Here is a 17023-nt window from a genome sequence, read left to right as displayed (position 1 = left end):
CCAATGTTACTTAATGAAATAATAAAGAGAAGAACACTGGTAAATGTACCCTATAGAATAGACACTTGAAAAAGCCTGTTATAAAAACATCCTTTCTTTAGAACCAAAAGAAAGGATGTTTTTAATATTGTAATTTTTCTTGGGGGCATTTCAAATTTTTACTTGTAATACATTTTTTAACTAATTTTGGTTAAGTTAGTTAAAAAGGCATTATTTTTAAGGAGCATATTCACATATAAATATCCCTCATTTTTAAAATAGAAATTTCTAAAAACTATATATAGGTTCTTTTTGAAAGGAAGGGTATTATCAATTGAAACCACATGAAAAAGTACCTGTTCACTCTATAAAATCTTTGCAGGAATTAATGCAATTACTAAAAAAATCTAAAGATTTTATAACGTTGGAGATCGCTTCAAACAAATCCTCTATAGTCATTTCATATTTTAGAACCTTAATCGATGTAAATATATTTCATGAAGAGGTTTTAACTTATATAAAAGAGAAGAGCTTCGATTCATTACAAGATATTCGGTCTGTCTTACCCTTTGAAAATTCAAAAATAACAAATCAAATGGAAGATATTCAGGATAGTATTTTAAACGGCTATATACTTATTCAGTTCGATACAGATAAATTAAATGGCTTGTTAATCAATGTGGCAAAGAAAGAAAAAAGAGATATTACAAAAGCTGAAATTGAATACAATATCGTGGGTCCACAAATCGCGTTTGTTGAAGATTTAGATGTAAACTTAAATTTAGTACGTAGAAAGCTTCCAACACCTTATTTACAAATGAAGGAATTGAAAGTAGGCTCTCTATCTAACACAACCGTTGCGATTGTATATATTGAGGGAATTGTAAATGATCAAAATCTACAAGAAATTATAAAAAGGGTGAGTCTAATAAAAACAGACCACGTTTTGGATAGCACGTATTTGATGCAGTTAATTGCAGACAACCCGAATTCTATATTTCCTCAATTTTTGAATACAGAACGACCAGACCGTGTAGCAGCTGTATTGGCAGAAGGGAAAATTGCACTTTTTGTAGATGGCTCACCTTATGCGATCACTCTTCCAACAACATTAATTGACTTTTTTTCTACGACAGAAGATTACACCATGCCTTGGATTATTGCCTCTTTTTTTCGTCTATTAAGGCTTTTTGCTTTTATGTTTTCTGTCTTAACGACTCCATTATATGTTGCAATCTTAACATATCATTACGAGCTTATTCCAAAAGAACTTCTTGAAACGTTAATCATATCGAGAAGTAAAGTACCTTTTCCTCCATTAATTGAAGCGCTTTTTTTAGAAATAACGATTGAATTACTGAGAGAAGCGGGGGCACGTTTACCAACTAAAGTGGGTCTAACTGTCGGTATAGTAGGTGGTATTGTAATTGGACAGGCATCTGTAGAGGCAAGTCTTACAAGTAATGTACTTATTATTATTGTTGCACTTTCAGCGCTTAGCTCATTTACAGCACCAATATATCGAATTGGTAATACAATTCGAGTAATTCGTTTTCCTTTTATAATATCTGCACACCTGTTGGGTTTATTAGGAATTGTTTTAACAAGCTCTTTGCTTTTAGCACGTTTATTACGTACAGAATCATTAAGACGTCCTTATTTGTTTCCTTTTTATCCTACACGCCCTACAGATTGGAAAGACAGCATTATCCGTTTGCCGATCTCAGCGATGTTTCGACGTCCTATTTTTTCAAGATCTAAACAGCGTTTTCGTTTTAATCCAGAAGAGGTAGAGAAAAATAAAATCAAATCACGAAATGATTTTGATGATTGAAATTAACAGGGAGGAGCATTATGAAACAGATCCCAATTGAGTATCAAGTCTCTCCATATATGGTGTTTTTTTTAATTATTACTATACAGATGGGGGTTGGTATGCTTGGTTTTGAAAGGATTAGTGCAAAATTAGTTGGAAATGATGCGTGGATTAGCACGCTGCTTTTTGGAATATCTGTTAATCTTATGATTTGGATTATATATCAGATTTTAAATCAGGGTAATGGAGATATCATTGCAATCAATCAAGACGTACTTGGAAAATGGATTGGTGGATTGTTCAACTTCATTTTTTTATCTTATATTGTATTGTTAGGTGCAACAACACTACATACCTATATCGAAGTAGTACATGTTTGGATGTTTCCTTCCATTTCATCTTGGATTATAGCAGGGGCTTTTTTGGGTCTATGTTATTACATTGTGACTGGAGGATTTCGTGTAGTTGCTGGAATCGGCTTCTTTGGAATCGTTATCCCAAGCATTCTAATCTTCACATTTTTTTATCCTTTGCAGTATGCAGATTTCCAAAATTTATTTCCAATTGCACAGCATTCATTCCTAGAAATTATGAAAGGAATGAAAGGAAATATGTTTAGTTTTTTTGGATTTGAAATGTTATTGTTATACTACCCATTTATTAAAAAGGCAAGAACGTCTCAAAAATATGCGCACTATGCAAATTTAGTAACGACTATTGTCTACACATACCTTATGATTTTAACTCTTGCGTTTTTTAGTGAAAAACAACTAGCGAGCGCGATATGGGCATATTTAAGCATGATTAAAATTATACAATTTCCCTTTATAGAGCGGTTTGAATACATTATTGTTTCTGTTTGGGCTTTTTTTATATTACCCAATGTTTCCTTTACATTATGGGGAGTAAGTCGTGGTATAAAAGAGGCACTGGGAATAAAGCAAAAATATGTTTTGCCAGTTATCATCCTCTTCATCTTTGTTTTATCATTTTTCTTGAATAACCGTAATAAAATTAACTTATTAAATACTTGGACAGGTCAAATTGGCTTTGTATATATATATGTATACCTACCTATATTATGGCTAATTCAAACCGCCAAAATAAAGTTAAGGAGATAAACATGAAGCGATGGATACTTTTCCTTATAGTAAGTGTCTTCTTAATAGGTTGTGCTAAAACGAAAATTGTGGATGACATTGACTTAGTTCAAGTTGCGGCATATGATACCGAAGCAAAAGGTAAGCTAAAAGGAACCTTTGCGATTTCAGCTTATAAAGGAGGCGGGGAAGGTGAAACGAAAATCTATTCAGCATCAGGCCAGACTGGTAGAGAAGTTCTTGCAAGAGCATCCGAAAAATCTTCTGGACCTCTAGAGTTGGGGCAATTGCGTGTTATTATATTTAATGAAAAAATAATTGATAAGGGAATGCAGGAAATTTTAGAGACTTTGAACCGAAATCCTAGTGTAGGAAATGCAATTTATTTAGCAATTACAAATGTAAAAGGGGAATCACTATTAAAGGGGAATTATTCTGAAGAAAAAGAAATTGCTTCCTATCTATCCTCTTTACTGGAGCAAAATATGGATAATGGAACGCAGCCAAAAACAAATTTTTTTATGTTTTTAAACCAACTTAATGATGATGCGAGAGATTCATATTTACCGATAATATCTAAAAAAGGTAATGTGTTGGAGTTAGATGGAATAGCACTTTTTAAAAGATGTAAAATGGTTGATAAAGTAAACCCTAAAGATTTATTTGTATTTAAATTGTTGACAGATAATTTTAAACAAGGTACATACCAATTCAAACTACCTGGTTCCTCAAATACTTACGCCACGATAGAGAATATAAAAGCTAGAACAAAATATAAGATGGAGGGGAATAGTAAGCATCCATTCGTAAATGCTCATATTCAAGTTAAAGCTGAAATTCAAGAATTTACAAAAACAAAAAATCTAGATAATCCTAAAGAAATAAAAAAATTAGAAAAAATTATGGAAAAAGAAATAGAAAAAAAAGCAACTACATTGATAAAGAGATTTATTAAAAAAGACACAGATCCTATAGGACTTAGAAAGCTTGGTAGAACTCACGTAAGAAAATGGAACAGTCAAGAATGGGAAGAATCCTATAAACATTTACGTTTTCGTGTAACAGCTGATGTAAAAGTAACCCAATCTGGTGTTACAGAATAAATCAAATAAGATATGGAAAATTTTAATAAAAAAATATAGTCTCGCAGGAGATTAGGGAGAAGAGAAACGATTAACAAAGGATTTCATAAATAGTAAGATGCTTTGTTAATCGTTTTTATACCTGTAGCTTTATCACTTATAGTAATCATAATTATAATAAAAGAACAACGAAACAAATTCCCGATACCACATAATTATAAGAGGACAATAAAGCATCAAGATATAATGTATGCTTTGTCTGGAAAAAAAGAATTTCAGTACTTCAAGGTTAAACACTTAACTTTAAAGTAGTAAATTCGTTGCTTGTAGCACTTCAACTAGACTGTGCCCCCGAAAGTTAGAAAGGTCGGTTTATTAAGTAGCCTCTAGGGAATGAGCCTAGTACAATACTGGATTCATTTCCTTTTATTTTTCCTTGATTCTTTCATGATTATAGTATTTTATATACTTTGCTAATTCTTGTTTAAATTCTGTTATACTTTCAAATTCTTTCGATACAGAAATAGACATACAAAAACGCCATTCTTTCTTATAAATCTACAGAAAGAATGGCGTATTCTTCAAAAGTGAGTTCCTTTATTGAAAAGTTTTAGTTCTATATGACAGATAAAAGGGCAAGCAACGCTAAAATAGCGAGAAATCCTTGTTTCATGATAATTGATTTATTGGATGTGAAACCTCCGAAAATAGCTGCTACCACTATACAAATGATGAAAAATAATTGAATCATATAACCAATGGGATTGTTTCCAAGTATAAGTCCCCGAATGAGGCCAGCTGCTAAGAATTCATTATATAAACCGTTTGCAAATTAATTGTCTAAGTATTTCTAAGTTTAAAGAGTACAGTGTCTTCGTTTTTTATTGAATCAACTTTTACATGTTGGTTCAATATTTTCTATTCTCTTGGAACTTAGTTCTCGTTTACTTCTCACAAAAGCAATAAAATCTATTATCTCTTCTGTTGACAGTGCTTCTCCATCTATTAAAAGTGTTGGATCTGGCTCGTTTAGGAGTCTTGTAATATCAATTACATCTTTGTTTTGATGTGAATGTTCAATTCGGCCTAATATATAATCTACAGATGTATCAAATAAATCGGCTATTTTTGATAAAGATTGTAATGAAGGTAATCTATAACCATTTTCATACCCGGCATAGGTGCTTTTCGCAATCCCAAGTCGATCTGCTGTCTCTTGTAAGGACCATTTTTGATTTTTTCTTAATTTAGATAAACGTTCCAGCATTCGTCTCATACCCCATCTAATTTTATTAAATTAATTATAACATAGAAAAAGAATCAAGAATAGAAAAAAAGTACGCGTATTGAATACAAAATCTTGATTAATTCAAATTAAGTTCTATAATGATAAATATAAATACGCATTACGCGAACGATATATCGTTGTTTATTTTATGGAGGGGTTGTGTATGAAGAAAATTTTATTACTTGCAACTGGTGGGACAATTGCATCTGTGGAGGGGAATGAGGGGCTTGTTCCAGGATTGTCCGCTGAGGAATTATTGAATTATTTTTCGAAGTCTTCTCGAAACTTAGAAATAGATTGCAAAATCTTAATGAATATTGATAGTACCAATATGCAACCTGAGCACTGGAAAGAAATAGCTAATGCTGTTTTTAATCACTATGATGACTATGACGGGTTTGTGATTACACATGGAACGGATACGTTAGCTTATACATCTTCTGCGTTATCTTATATGCTGCAAGGTTTAAGAAAACCAGTTGTTTTAACAGGTTCACAAGTACCTATTAGTTTTAAAAAGACAGACGCAAAGAAAAATGTAGCTGATGCTCTTAGGTTTGCCTGTGAGGATGTTGGCGGTGTGTTTATTGTTTTTGATAGTAGGGTGATTATTGGGACGAGAGCAGTTAAAATGCGAACAAAAAGTTATGATGCATTTGAAAGTGTGAATTATCCATATGTTGCTGAGGTAAATGAAGATGAAGTGAAATATCATTGGAAGCCAACTTCCTCACATAGTGAACTTTCAATAAATACTAATTTATGTACGGATGTTTTTCTTATGAAATTGTATCCAGGTACAAAGCCTGAGGTATTTGATTGTTTAAAAGATTTGTATAAAGGGATTATTATTGAAAGTTTTGGAAACGGTGGATTACCTTTTGAAGGAAGGAACTTGCTGTCGAAAATTCAAGAGTTGACTGAAATGGGGATTGCTGTAGTGATTACTACTCAATGCCTGGAAGAAGGAGAAGACATACTTCTCTATGAAGTAGGACGGAAAGTGGCGCAACATCAAGTAATATTGTCTGGAGATATGAATACGGAAGCCATCATAGCAAAATTGATGTGGGCGCTTGGGAAAACTAATAAATTAGAAGAGATTAAAAAAATTATTGAAGAGCCTTTAGCCTACGATTTAACAATAAAATCTGATAAGGATTGGTAATGACTTCATATGATTTATTTAGGTTTTACATTTAATATGGGGGAGAAATTAAAATGGCAATGACAAACAAGAACGTGCGAGTGGAGAATGATTTTTTGGGAGGAAAGGAATTACCTATTGAGGCATATTACGGAATTCAGACTTTACGCGCTGTTGAAAATTTCCCGATTACAGGGTATAAAATTCATGAAAGTTTAATTAGAGCGTTCGCAATTGTAAAAAAAGCAGCAGCGCTTGCGAATACAGATGTAGGAAGATTGGAATTGAACAAGGGCGGTGCGATCGCAGAGGCTGCTCAAGAAATTCTTGATGGAAAATGGCATGATCATTTCATCGTAGATCCAATCCAAGGCGGAGCGGGTACTTCAATGAACATGAATGCAAATGAAGTCATTGCCAATCGTGCGCTTGAATTATTAGGGATGGAAAAGGGAAACTATCATTATATTAGTCCAAATAGTCATGTAAACATGGCGCAATCAACAAACGATGCATTCCCAACGGCGATTCATATCGCAACATTAAATGCATTAGAAGGCTTATTACAAACGATGGGTTATATGCATGATGTATTTGAATTAAAAGCAGAACAGTTTGACCATGTTATTAAAATGGGTCGTACACATTTACAAGATGCTGTGCCAATCCGTCTTGGACAAGAATTTAAAGCATACTCTCGCGTACTTGAACGTGATATGAAACGAATTCAACAATCGCGTCAACATTTATATGAAGTAAATATGGGGGCAACTGCAGTTGGTACAGGCTTAAATGCAGATCCAGAATATATTGAAGCAGTTGTAAAACATTTAGCTGCAATTAGTGAATTACCGCTTGTTGGTGCAGAAGATTTAGTAGATGCGACGCAAAATACGGATGCTTATACTGAAGTATCTGCAGCGCTTAAAGTATGTATGATGAATATGTCTAAAATTGCAAATGACCTTCGCTTAATGGCATCAGGTCCACGTGTTGGTTTAGCGGAAATTATGTTACCAGCTCGTCAACCAGGTTCTTCTATTATGCCAGGGAAAGTAAACCCTGTTATGCCAGAAGTTATTAATCAAATTGCGTTCCAAGTAATAGGTAATGATCATACAATTTGCCTTGCTTCAGAAGCAGGACAATTAGAATTAAACGTTATGGAACCAGTACTTGTTTTCAACTTACTTCAATCGATTAGCATTATGAATAACGGTTTCCGTGCCTTTACAGATAATTGCTTAAAAGGAATTGAAGCGAATGAAGATCGCTTAAAAGAGTATGTTGAGAAGAGTGTAGGAATTATTACAGCCGTGAACCCTCATATCGGTTATGAAGCAGCAGCTCGCGTTGCGAAAGAAGCAATCGCGACAGGGCAATCTGTTCGAGAACTTTGTGTGAAAAATGGTGTATTGTCACAAGAGGACTTAGAATTAATTCTAGATCCATTCGAAATGACACACCCAGGGATTGCAGGAGCAACTCTTTTAAAGAAAAATTAAAAGAAGAGGGGGGACAAGTCCCTCCTCTTTGTTTACAATATAGGGATTTTATACGTGAATAGAGGTAGGGAGATTATAAGTAAGTAACAGTGGCGTTTAATAGTTCATAGAAACAAAATTAAGAGGAGCAGCAATATAATCAACATCACTTTTAAATAAAGAGGATTTATTAAAACATCCTATCATGTTAACAACAAGTTTACATGAATCTTTATAAATAACTATGACCAACCATGAATCAATAGTTGGCCATAATGATCTTAAAGATCCATATCTTTTAATCCGGGACTATGCTCATTTGGCATTTCAGGAAGTTCTGGTACAGGAAAACCTTTTGGCGGGTCCGTTACTGCTAATGTTCCTTTGTTTCTACTTGGTGATTCACCTTGGAATATTTCTCCCATTCTTGTTGGATCTAAGCTAAAATTAAATTGTGCGTTATGGAATCCCATGTCTACATACTTTCTGCACTCTGGGTATTTATTAATATCATAGTTCGGCACAGGGAAGAGTTTCCCCCATTCAACACCCAATGTCTCTAAAGCCTTTGCGAAAGCATTTTGATGTGCATTATCACGTACAATTAAAAATGCAAGTGTTTCTCTAAAAGTTTGATTGGAACTCATTTCATAAATTCTAGTTTTTTGAAGTACACCTGTAGATTCAAGTACTACGTTATCTAATAAATCGCTAATTAAATTCCCATGGCTATATACCCAAGATCCATTCCATGGGTTGCCAGCTGCATCAACGGGCAATGAACTTTGAGCACCTACAATAAAGTGATGAGGATTGGCATGTTTAACCGCTTCATCAAGTGGTGCTGTGTCAACACCTGCATTTCCTGGTGTAGGTTCACCAGATCCAGTTAATAGTTGATTAATTGTATGTTGTACAAGTTCTACATGGCTTATTTCTTCTAAAAAAACACCTCGAAGTAAATCACGATATTGCTTCTCTTTCCCTCTAAAATTTGAGCTTTGGAAGAAGTATTGCATCATTGTACGCATTTCGCCATAATGCCCACCTAATATTTCTTGTAAAACTTTTGCGGCAGCTGGATCTGGCTTGTCCGGCTTGATAATATTAATCAGTTCTTCTTTATAATAAAACATGAAGTACACCTCTTTTAAGTTAGTTAACATTGTTATCGTTTCCGCTATTTGGTTACTTAATACTTTAATTCATGTTTTTACCAATTATTTATTACCTCAAAATGCAAAGTTTTTGAAAATAACTATTTTAGATGTGAGATGAAAATAGGGGATAGATACTTAGCATTTAATAAAAAAAGATAAGATTACGAAATGTAATCTTATCTTTTCATTAAGAATAATGAATTGTAGCTTCAAGGCTTCAGAATGACTTTTATACAGTCGTCTTCACGATTATTAAAAATTTGATAACCGTAGCTCGCTTCTTCAAGGGGGATTTTGTGTGTAATAATCTCTTTTGGATCAAATTCTTTATTTGTTATTTTTTCAAATAGTTCCGGCATAAAATGAATGACAGGTGCTTGTCCCATTTTAAGATTAATATTTCTAACCCAAAATGCCCCGAGTGGAAATGCATTATAATTGCCACCATAAACGCCAGTCATTTGAACCGTTCCATATTTCCTTACGGCTTTCGTAGCGATTTGAATAGGGCCGAGAGTTCCGCCTTGTAGTTTCAATTTTTGTTCCAGAAATTCTAGAGGCGATTTTTTTCCATCCATTCCCACGCAATCAATGACTACATCGGCACCACCATGTGTAATTTCCTTTAAATGTTCTCCCATATCTGGAAATTTTGTAAACTCAAATACCTCAACATTGTTAATCTTTTTTGCATAATTCATTCGATAATCTAAGTAATCCACTGCAATTACACGTTTAGCACCTTGCATCCAAGCGAATTTTTGTGTCATTAATCCAACAGGTCCACAACCAAGGACGATAACAGTATCACCTGGCTTAACGCCTGCGTTTATTACACTCCAATAGGCTGTTGGTAAAACATCTGATAGAAATAGTAGGGATTCATCTTCAAGTTCGCATGATTCCGGTATAACAAATGGAGTAAAATTACCAAATGGAACTTTTAAATATTCTGCTTGTCCTCCTGGATGATTACCAAATTTCTCTGTATAACCAAAGTATCCACCAGAATCGTAATGAGGGTTTGAGTTATCACATTGACTTTCCATTTCATGTTGGCAATAGAAACAATGTCCACAAGAAACGTTGAAGGGGATGACAACACGATCGCCTTTTTTCACTTTAGTGACATCTGGCCCGACTTCTTCAACGATTCCCATTGGTTCATGGCCGATAATGTATCCTTGAGGTAAGGGCATGTTGCCTTGATATAGATGTAAATCAGAACCGCAAATAGCGGTTGAAGTAATTTTTACAATAATATCATCTTTTTTCTCTAATTTTGCATCATCCACTTGTTTAACCTGTACTTGGTTTGGTCCTTGATAGGTTACAGCTTTCATCTCATATCTCCTTTTGAATTATGTCTCAAAACATAATTTTATTTAATCTCTTGGTGAAATAGAAATCTTTCTTTTATTTACTGAAGGGAATTAGAAAGTATACATAGTGTTGTTATGAAAGTATGTTATATCAGTTATTCTTTCTTATATGTTTTGCCCTACTTTAAGAAAAAAATCAATTTTTATTCATAATCTAATTTCCATAAAAAGGATAATTATTATTTCATAATTTGTAGCATATTAAAAACATCGGAGGTGAAACAATATGGGAAAAAATAATAGTGGAAGTCGTAATGAAGTATTAGTTCGAGGCGCTGAACAAGCTCTTGATCAAATGAAATATGAAATTGCACAAGAGTTTGGTGTACAACTTGGTGCAGATACAACAGCTCGTTCAAACGGATCTGTTGGTGGTGAAATTACAAAACGTTTAGTAGCAATGGCTGAACAACAACTTGGTGGTAGAGCTAACCGCTAAGAGAATTCGTATAAAATATAGCGAATATGTAAATCAATTTCTTTTGTATATGTATAAAATAAAAAACCTTATAGTAAATGGATTCTCACTCAAAGATTATTGATAATCTTCTTTCATAATCTTTGGGTATTTAATTTGTAAACTACTTTCCTAAACAATAAACACGCAGTGTTGGAAAGGTGTTTTCCATGCATAGTAGAAAAGCTTTTGCAGGAAAAAGCATACTTAAAAATTTGATTTCAATATTAAAATCAATATTTATTATCATATTTTCGAAAGGGAGGAATTTAAAAATGGGTATATTAAGTGGAAATCCTCAAAATGAACCGTTACATTACGGAGAAGTATTTGATATTTGGAGTTATCTTCTTGCTGCACAAGGTGCAATCGCAAGCCATCAAGTATTTATGAATCACACAGGTGACGAAGATTTAAAGAAGTTTTTAGAAAGCTTAATTGAAAATGATATGAATTCGGAAATAGAAGAGTTAAAAACTCTTTTAAAGGTTAATGGAATAGCTTTACCACCTGCTCCGCCAGAACGACCAGTTGCATCTATTGAAGACATTCCTCCTGGAGCACGTATTAATGATGCAGAAATTGCAGCAGCGGTTTCTACAGGGTTAGCAGCTGGACTTGTGACATGTAGTCAAGTAATGGGAAAATGTCTTCGAGAAGATGTAGGGATGCTATTCGGACAATTTCATATGAAAAAAGCACAAGCAGGTGTAACTTTGCTACGTTTAAGTAAGAAAAAAGGGTGGGTAGTTCCACCTCCATTACATGTAAGAAATTCAGATCAAGCTTAATAAACAAAAATAAAAAAGTGGCGTTGGCCACTTTTTTATTTTTTAGATGTATCCTCAAGCTTGGATTTATTTATGGTGGAAGAATCTATATATTCATCTGACATTTCCATAGCATATTTATCATGATGAATATGATTGTGATTTCTTAATTCATTGTCGTTACGCAGTACTAGCCTCTTCATATAAATGTGGAAGAAAATTTCTGTTCCACCAATAATTAAAGCGGCTATAAATGAAGAAAGTCCAATATTACGAGTAACATCTAAATCAGTAAACAAGGATGTTAGTAACCAAATTCCAAAGAAGCTTAAGCCTAAATCTGCTATTGTAGCAATCATATTTCCGTATTTAGGTAAAATGAAGAGATCACCGATTAAATAGGCAGCTCCTGTAAGGAAAAGAGAAATTAGTAATACTCTAGGAATTGAAATGCCTTTAAAGATACTAAGTATGATTAGTAATACTGCAGTTATCGCTGTGTATTTAATTAATAAAGCAACAAAATGTTTCATCATTTTCCTCCATTGTGTAAAAGTATATGGAATACAATATTTCATTAAAAACGGGTTATGCTGTTAAATAGCTTAACCCGTTTTATGTTGTACTGGAGGCCTATTTATGATATCCCATGGCACATAAGGTTTATTTCGTTCTCCTATACATTATTATTTTTGGTTTAAAGAGGATCAACTATACCTTTGAATTCACGGTCGTAATTACCAATTAATTAGCTATATATTTTAGCATGTAATTTAACATATTAAAGAAAGAAGGAGGTGAATGAACATGTCAAACAATAACAGTGGAAACAGCAATCAATTATTAGTACGTGGCGCTGAACAAGCTCTTGATCAAATGAAATATGAAATCGCTCAAGAATTTGGTGTACAACTTGGTGCAGATGCAACAGCTCGTGCAAACGGATCTGTTGGTGGTGAAATTACGAAACGTCTTGTATCATTAGCTGAGCAACAACTTGGCGGTGGCGTTACTCGCTAATTTTATATATGAAATGGATATAGAGGAGAGGCATGCCGTCTCTCCTTCCTCATACATTTTTTTAATAAATAAGCTTAGTAGCGTTACAATTTTTTTAACTTTATTTGTTTAATTTTTATACTCTCGAGGTTTTAAATACATAATTAATTTCTGTGAAATGAAAGATAAGAGGTTATATTTGATGCGAAAGGGGCAGAAAAAATGAAATATGAAGCGTTATTTACAGTTGAGATTTCTGTAGGAAGTGAAAGAGTAGCAAACCATAAAATAAAGGCTCATGATGTCGTTGATGTTGTTGAAAAGCTTGCTGAGAAGTACTTAAGTGATCATGAGGGGCATTCTCAAAATGAATAAAGGAGAATAGTGATATGACCTGTCATGATGTTGAGAACGAAACGAAAGAAAAAAAAGATTTAAAATGGTGGCAACTCTCACTTATTGGGATTGGCTGTACAATAGGGACCGGTTTCTTTTTAGGATCCAGTATAGGAATTAAAATAGGTGGTTCGTCAATTATTCTTATTCTTATTTTAACTGGATTTACTACTTATATTGTATTTGAAGCATTGGCAAAAATGGCTGTAGAAGATCCGCAAAAAGGATCTTTTCGCATTTATTCAAAAAAAGCTTTTGGAAATTGGGCGGGTTTTAGTCATGGATGGACCTATTGGTGTTCTGAACTACTTATTATGGGCAGCCAGTTAAGTGCGTTAGGAATCTTTTCACGCTACTGGTTTCCTAAAATACCGTTATGGATATTTGCTGCTATATATGGAGTAGCGGCTATATTAATTATCTTTATAGGGGTAAAGATATTCGAACGTTTAGAGAAATGGATGGCTATTATAAAAATCGCTGCTATTATAGGGTTTATTGTAATTGCTATTTTAGTTATTTTAGGATTTATAAAAGGTGGTTTATATAAAGCACAAATTCCGCGGAATTTTAAAGACTGGTTCCCAAATGGATTAAAAGGCACTTGGTCCTCTCTAATTTATGCATTTTATGCATTTGGAGGAATCGAAATTATGGGGTTAATGACAATAAGACTGAAAGACCCTAAAGATGCACAAAAATCAGGAAGAGTAATGTTAATGATTTTAACGATTATTTACGTAGTCTCTTTAGGGTTGGCAATTATGATGGTTCCATTAAACCAGTTTAATACGAAAGAAAGCCCTTTTGTAGTAGCATTACAAGACTATAATTTGCCGTATGTGCCATTTATTTTAAATGTAGTATTAATTTTAGCGGGTTTTTCAACATTAGTTGGTTCATTATTTGCAGTGACAAGTGTACTCATGAACTTAGCTGAAGAAGGTGATGCACCTGCAATGTTTGCTAAAAAAAACAAAAAAAACATCTCATTCCCAGCCCTAATTCTTATTATAATTGGACTTGGTGCCTCTATCCTTAGTGCTTTATTACTACCGAAAAATATATATGAATATGTAACAACTGCAGCTGGATTAATGTTGTTATATACATGGAGTCTCATTCTTCTTTCATTTTGGAGATTAATGAATCCAAAAGGTTGGATGCAGATAAAAAGCATTATTGGTCTTATAATGATTGCACTAGCTGTTAGTGGGACATTATTGCAAAAAACAACGCGTTTTGGTTTCCTAGTGAGTTTGTTGTTTTTAGGAATAGTTATTATTGTTACTATAATTGTTCATTTTGTCTCAAGGAAAAGGAATACAGCTATATGAAGAATCTATTTTTACACAATATGAGTAGTATATAACAACTAAATAATAGAAGCTATTGAAAAATGATTTGGTAAGTTTGAAAACCAAAATATAATCCATAAATAATAAGTGATATTCCAGATATTACTGTTATAAGAGACAATATACGCGTATTTAAAATTTTACGAAATATACTAGAAGTACTTGCCATTGTAATATCCCAAATAAAAATACCTAAAATAGTACCAAAGCTATATAACAAAAGCTGCTCTTTATTATAGGAAGAAGCGGCTTTTGCTAATATAGAGCCGAAAATTCCAAGCCAAAATAGAATTGTCAATGGATTCGATAAAGACATAAAAAAACCAGAAAAAAAGCTTTTAATAATTGAATCATCATTTCTAGTATTACTAATACTAATTTGATTCGCATTTTTTAAACTTTCAATGCCTGTATAGATTAAAACAAAAGCTCCGAAAGACCATAAGAAAAGTTTTATAATATCTTTTTCGAGGAAATGAATTACACCTAAATAAATAAGTGCCATGTAGATAACATCTGCAAGTAAGGCTCCTATGCCAAGAATCCAAGCGTGAAAAAACCCACTCCTAATACCTTTTTCTAGCTGCGCAGCATTTATAGGTCCCATTGGAGCAGATAATGATAAACCTAAGAAAACATAGCTTAAAAATATGCCCACGTATAATATGCTCCTCCCACTAAATTTGATCTATATTAAATCTATTCAGTGGTTAAAGTTTGTACAACTAAATAATAAAAAACGGAGTGAATTACTTATTTTTATGAAAGTATTTTATGATTCGAGAAAATGGACACTTGGATGGGACGGTTTCATCATCACGTAAAAAATATTGCTGCCATTCATAATTATCTTTTTCACCATAATCTTTAAGAGAGGGATGAATAGGAGCTTTGTCATAAGCGGCTAGACGTTGGCGTATTACGTCTTTTAGTTTTCGACTGCGTTTCTCAGAATTCATAACTCCCTGTAAAACCCATCTAGGTGTTAAAGCGAGCATCATACATGAAAAATGTCTACTTTGTCTATTGACATGGGCGGGTGTAGCGCAGTAAACGAAATATGATTCATTATGAAAGCAAAATTCCCAAGTATTCTCCATAGGGTCATTTGGAATGTGCGTAGGCCATTCCATCTCGTCCAAACAACTGGTTGTATTAAGTAGAGACCAATAAATATGTTCAAAATCTTCAACTGTAGTTTCTCGCAGTAAATCTATTGGTGTATGAATAAAAACAATAAGTGAGGCGTATTGACCTGTGTCTCTAGAACATTCAGTATATTCTTTAAGTAATGCAGCAAAACCCTCGCTAGTATTCGTATCTCTAGGATCACCAATGAACCCGTACCTGAGGTGATTTGCTGTAAAGCCGTGTTGAGCTGGTATACAAGGAAACAATTTATCTTTATCTGTCATTTTTAATTTAAAAGAACGGAAAGCTTCTCGTTGCCAATGTGGAAGGGTAATAATATTTTTTTGTAAAGAGTCTTTATCATAAAGTATAGTCATCTTTTTATCCCTCCTAAGTCATAATATATAGCCTATTAATTATTTAGGAATGGGTGACTAACGCGGCTAAAATAATTATTTTTTAATCTATAAAAATAAATTGATTTAATGGAGAATCCCCTTCAATGTAGTTACTTAATTTTTAATTATATATAAAATTAAGTAACTATAAAATTTAAAAAATATGTAGGTACAATGTTCACATTTATATTTTCTAACTAGTATGGTTTATAACGAAACGAGAAAGGATGTATTATGGTGGGGATTTTTAAGGAAGAAAAAATTAAATTTATAGATTGTAAAGGCGAAGAAGTCATTTTGAAAATTAAAATTAAGGATATAAAAAAGTAGGGAAGAGGAATTAAGTTTATTTTATGGTGATTAACATAGAAAATGGAAAGTAATGATAAATTAGGTTGAAATGAATTTATGTAGTATAGGCCCCTTTTACATTTTTTTGCATAATGTAGCATGAATGAATATTAAGGGGGAACATATATGTCTTATCCTAATCAGTTAGCTTGGCATGAAACATTGGATCTACATGAATTAGTAGCATTCCAAGCGAACGGTTTAATCAAATAAAAAAAGTCAGTTAGAAATGTACCTGATCAAGCACTTCAATCGTTATATATTAAAGCTATAAATGCCATCTAAAACAATCTACAAGAGTTAGTACAGTTTTATCCGTATGCTCCTGGATTTCAATCGCAGCAGTATCGTGATGACACTGGATTTTACGCTGGAGATTTACTTGGATTAGCAAAGACATCTGTTCGAAACTATGCAATAGCAATTACTGAAACTGCAACACCCCGACTTAGAGAAGTTTTAACCCGTCAAATAAATGGCGCTATACAATTACATGTGCAGGTTTTTAACTGTATGTACGAACGTGGTTACTATCCAGATTACGATTTAAAGCAACTATTAAAAATGATGTTCAAAATGTGCAAAAGGCAATACAAATGCAATATTAAAATGAAGATATGGAAATTACCTTTAGAGAAAAACTATAGTTTATTTATACAGGATCAAATAGTTAAGACTAAATGGTAATTTCCATTGTTAATAAATTGATTAAAGGATAAAAATAT

16 protein-coding genes and 4 pseudogenes are annotated in these 17023 nt (G+C 33.2%); 12 read left to right on the top strand and 8 right to left on the bottom strand.

All coding sequences use genetic code 11. The annotated features are described in order from the left end of the window. Positions 1–313 precede the first annotated feature (313 nt). The 4 genes and pseudogenes from ACUN13_RS17740 to ACUN13_RS17725 all read left to right on the top strand — a co-directional run. Positions 314–1813 (top strand): spore germination protein, encoded by a 1500-nt coding sequence (locus ACUN13_RS17740; protein ID WP_000802295.1) that lies wholly within the window; start codon positions 314–316, stop codon positions 1811–1813. A gap of 20 nt (positions 1814–1833) precedes the next feature. Beyond that, the gene (locus ACUN13_RS17735; protein ID WP_000809697.1) at positions 1834–2916 is read left to right on the top strand and encodes a GerAB/ArcD/ProY family transporter; all 1083 of its coding nucleotides are present in this window, start codon (positions 1834–1836) and stop codon (positions 2914–2916) included. A 2-nt stretch (positions 2917–2918) separates the two neighbouring features. After that, complete coding sequence (locus ACUN13_RS17730; RefSeq protein ID WP_000832874.1) at positions 2919–3998, top strand: Ger(x)C family spore germination protein; 1080 nt, start codon at positions 2919–2921, stop codon at positions 3996–3998. Between the two features lie 147 nt (positions 3999–4145). Next, a pseudogene (locus ACUN13_RS17725) lies at positions 4146–4278 on the top strand (excinuclease ABC subunit C); the annotation flags it as partial. Between the two features lie 125 nt (positions 4279–4403). Here ACUN13_RS17725 and ACUN13_RS17720 read toward each other — a convergent pair. The 3 genes and pseudogenes from ACUN13_RS17720 to ansR form a co-directional block, all read right to left on the bottom strand. Continuing rightward, positions 4404–4490: pseudogene (locus ACUN13_RS17720) on the bottom strand (IS3 family transposase); the annotation flags it as partial. A 103-nt stretch (positions 4491–4593) separates the two neighbouring features. Continuing rightward, positions 4594–4809 (bottom strand): annotated as a pseudogene (locus tag ACUN13_RS17715) (DUF1304 domain-containing protein); the annotation flags it as partial. Between the two features lie 57 nt (positions 4810–4866). After that, a complete protein-coding gene (gene ansR, locus ACUN13_RS17710) occupies positions 4867–5244 on the bottom strand; it encodes an HTH-type transcriptional regulator AnsR (protein WP_257115470.1) in 378 nt (125 codons plus the stop codon). 184 nt (positions 5245–5428) lie between these two features. Here ansR and ansA point away from each other — a divergent pair, with 184 nt between their 5' ends. Together ansA and aspA are read left to right on the top strand one after the other, a co-directional pair. Further along, positions 5429–6433, top strand: a complete 1005-nt coding sequence (ansA, locus tag ACUN13_RS17705) for an asparaginase (protein WP_000722302.1) — start codon at positions 5429–5431, stop codon at positions 6431–6433. 53 nt (positions 6434–6486) lie between these two features. Continuing rightward, complete coding sequence (aspA, locus tag ACUN13_RS17700; protein ID WP_063536772.1) at positions 6487–7917, top strand: aspartate ammonia-lyase; 1431 nt, start codon at positions 6487–6489, stop codon at positions 7915–7917. A 260-nt stretch (positions 7918–8177) separates the two neighbouring features. On the opposite strand, the gene ACUN13_RS17695 is transcribed toward aspA, so the two are convergent. Together ACUN13_RS17695 and ACUN13_RS17690 are read right to left on the bottom strand one after the other, a co-directional pair. Beyond that, complete coding sequence (locus ACUN13_RS17695) at positions 8178–9032, bottom strand: manganese catalase family protein (protein WP_000500358.1); 855 nt, start codon at positions 9030–9032, stop codon at positions 8178–8180. Between the two features lie 233 nt (positions 9033–9265). Then, complete coding sequence (locus tag ACUN13_RS17690) at positions 9266–10399, bottom strand: zinc-dependent alcohol dehydrogenase (protein WP_000649085.1); 1134 nt, start codon at positions 10397–10399, stop codon at positions 9266–9268. Positions 10400–10664: 265 nt separating this feature from the next. On the opposite strand from ACUN13_RS17690, the gene sasP reads away from it, so the two are divergent. Continuing rightward, entirely contained in the window at positions 10665–10877 is a 213-nt protein-coding gene (sasP, locus tag ACUN13_RS17685; RefSeq protein ID WP_000517671.1) for a small acid-soluble spore protein, SasP family, read from the top strand. Between the two features lie 293 nt (positions 10878–11170). Beyond that, positions 11171–11686 carry a DUF3231 family protein gene (locus ACUN13_RS17680; RefSeq protein ID WP_000512129.1) on the top strand — a complete coding sequence of 172 codons (516 nt, stop codon included), beginning with the start codon at positions 11171–11173 and terminating at the stop codon, positions 11684–11686. A 35-nt stretch (positions 11687–11721) separates the two neighbouring features. On the opposite strand, the gene ACUN13_RS17675 is transcribed toward ACUN13_RS17680, so the two are convergent. Continuing rightward, positions 11722–12198 carry a YndM family protein gene (locus ACUN13_RS17675; RefSeq protein WP_088351321.1) on the bottom strand — a complete coding sequence of 159 codons (477 nt, stop codon included), beginning with the start codon at positions 12196–12198 and terminating at the stop codon, positions 11722–11724. A 274-nt stretch (positions 12199–12472) separates the two neighbouring features. Here ACUN13_RS17675 and ACUN13_RS17670 point away from each other — a divergent pair, with 274 nt between their 5' ends. The 3 genes from ACUN13_RS17670 (at position 12473) to ACUN13_RS17660 (ending at position 14397) form a co-directional block, all read left to right on the top strand. Next, entirely contained in the window at positions 12473–12685 is a 213-nt protein-coding gene (locus ACUN13_RS17670; protein ID WP_000069657.1) for an alpha/beta-type small acid-soluble spore protein, read from the top strand. Positions 12686–12886: 201 nt separating this feature from the next. Next, complete coding sequence (locus ACUN13_RS17665) at positions 12887–13039, top strand: hypothetical protein (protein ID WP_000872953.1); 153 nt, start codon at positions 12887–12889, stop codon at positions 13037–13039. A gap of 14 nt (positions 13040–13053) precedes the next feature. Further along, on the top strand, positions 13054–14397 hold the full coding sequence (locus ACUN13_RS17660) for an amino acid permease (protein ID WP_000128218.1): 1344 nt from the start codon (positions 13054–13056) through the stop codon (positions 14395–14397). Between the two features lie 52 nt (positions 14398–14449). Here the strand turns inward: ACUN13_RS17660 and ACUN13_RS17655 are convergent, their stop codons facing one another. Continuing rightward, positions 14450–15076 (bottom strand): LysE family transporter, encoded by a 627-nt coding sequence (locus ACUN13_RS17655; protein ID WP_000510848.1) that lies wholly within the window; start codon positions 15074–15076, stop codon positions 14450–14452. Between the two features lie 91 nt (positions 15077–15167). Then, entirely contained in the window at positions 15168–15926 is a 759-nt protein-coding gene (locus tag ACUN13_RS17650; RefSeq protein WP_257115469.1) for a YqcI/YcgG family protein, read from the bottom strand. 498 nt (positions 15927–16424) lie between these two features. Here ACUN13_RS17650 and ACUN13_RS17645 point away from each other — a divergent pair. Beyond that, a pseudogene (locus ACUN13_RS17645) lies at positions 16425–16906 on the top strand (spore coat protein). Positions 16907–17023: the final 117 nt, after the last annotated feature.

The sequence above is a fragment of the Bacillus cereus group sp. Bce041 genome, assembly GCF_052646455.1.
The sequence above is the reverse complement of the archived record's forward strand: the minus strand, read 5'-3'. Positions and strand labels throughout refer to the sequence as shown.

What these genes read in the sequence shown, in the direction of transcription:
- sasP (WP_000517671.1), top strand. Translation starts at nt 10,665, where the DNA reads ATGGGAAAAAATAATAGTGGAAGTCGTAATGAAGTATTAGTTCGAGGC.
- ACUN13_RS17735 (WP_000809697.1), top strand. Translation starts at nt 1,834, where the DNA reads ATGAAACAGATCCCAATTGAGTATCAAGTCTCTCCATATATGGTGTTT.
- ACUN13_RS17690 (WP_000649085.1), bottom strand. Translation starts at nt 10,399, where the DNA reads ATGAAAGCTGTAACCTATCAAGGACCAAACCAAGTACAGGTTAAACAA.
- ACUN13_RS17650 (WP_257115469.1), bottom strand. Translation starts at nt 15,926, where the DNA reads ATGACTATACTTTATGATAAAGACTCTTTACAAAAAAATATTATTACC.
- ACUN13_RS17675 (WP_088351321.1), bottom strand. Translation starts at nt 12,198, where the DNA reads ATGAAACATTTTGTTGCTTTATTAATTAAATACACAGCGATAACTGCA.
- ansA (WP_000722302.1), top strand. Translation starts at nt 5,429, where the DNA reads ATGAAGAAAATTTTATTACTTGCAACTGGTGGGACAATTGCATCTGTG.
- ACUN13_RS17730 (WP_000832874.1), top strand. Translation starts at nt 2,919, where the DNA reads ATGAAGCGATGGATACTTTTCCTTATAGTAAGTGTCTTCTTAATAGGT.
- ACUN13_RS17670 (WP_000069657.1), top strand. Translation starts at nt 12,473, where the DNA reads ATGTCAAACAATAACAGTGGAAACAGCAATCAATTATTAGTACGTGGC.
- ACUN13_RS17680 (WP_000512129.1), top strand. Translation starts at nt 11,171, where the DNA reads ATGGGTATATTAAGTGGAAATCCTCAAAATGAACCGTTACATTACGGA.
- aspA (WP_063536772.1), top strand. Translation starts at nt 6,487, where the DNA reads ATGGCAATGACAAACAAGAACGTGCGAGTGGAGAATGATTTTTTGGGA.
- ACUN13_RS17665 (WP_000872953.1), top strand. Translation starts at nt 12,887, where the DNA reads ATGAAATATGAAGCGTTATTTACAGTTGAGATTTCTGTAGGAAGTGAA.
- ansR (WP_257115470.1), bottom strand. Translation starts at nt 5,244, where the DNA reads ATGCTGGAACGTTTATCTAAATTAAGAAAAAATCAAAAATGGTCCTTA.
- ACUN13_RS17660 (WP_000128218.1), top strand. Translation starts at nt 13,054, where the DNA reads ATGACCTGTCATGATGTTGAGAACGAAACGAAAGAAAAAAAAGATTTA.
- ACUN13_RS17695 (WP_000500358.1), bottom strand. Translation starts at nt 9,032, where the DNA reads ATGTTTTATTATAAAGAAGAACTGATTAATATTATCAAGCCGGACAAG.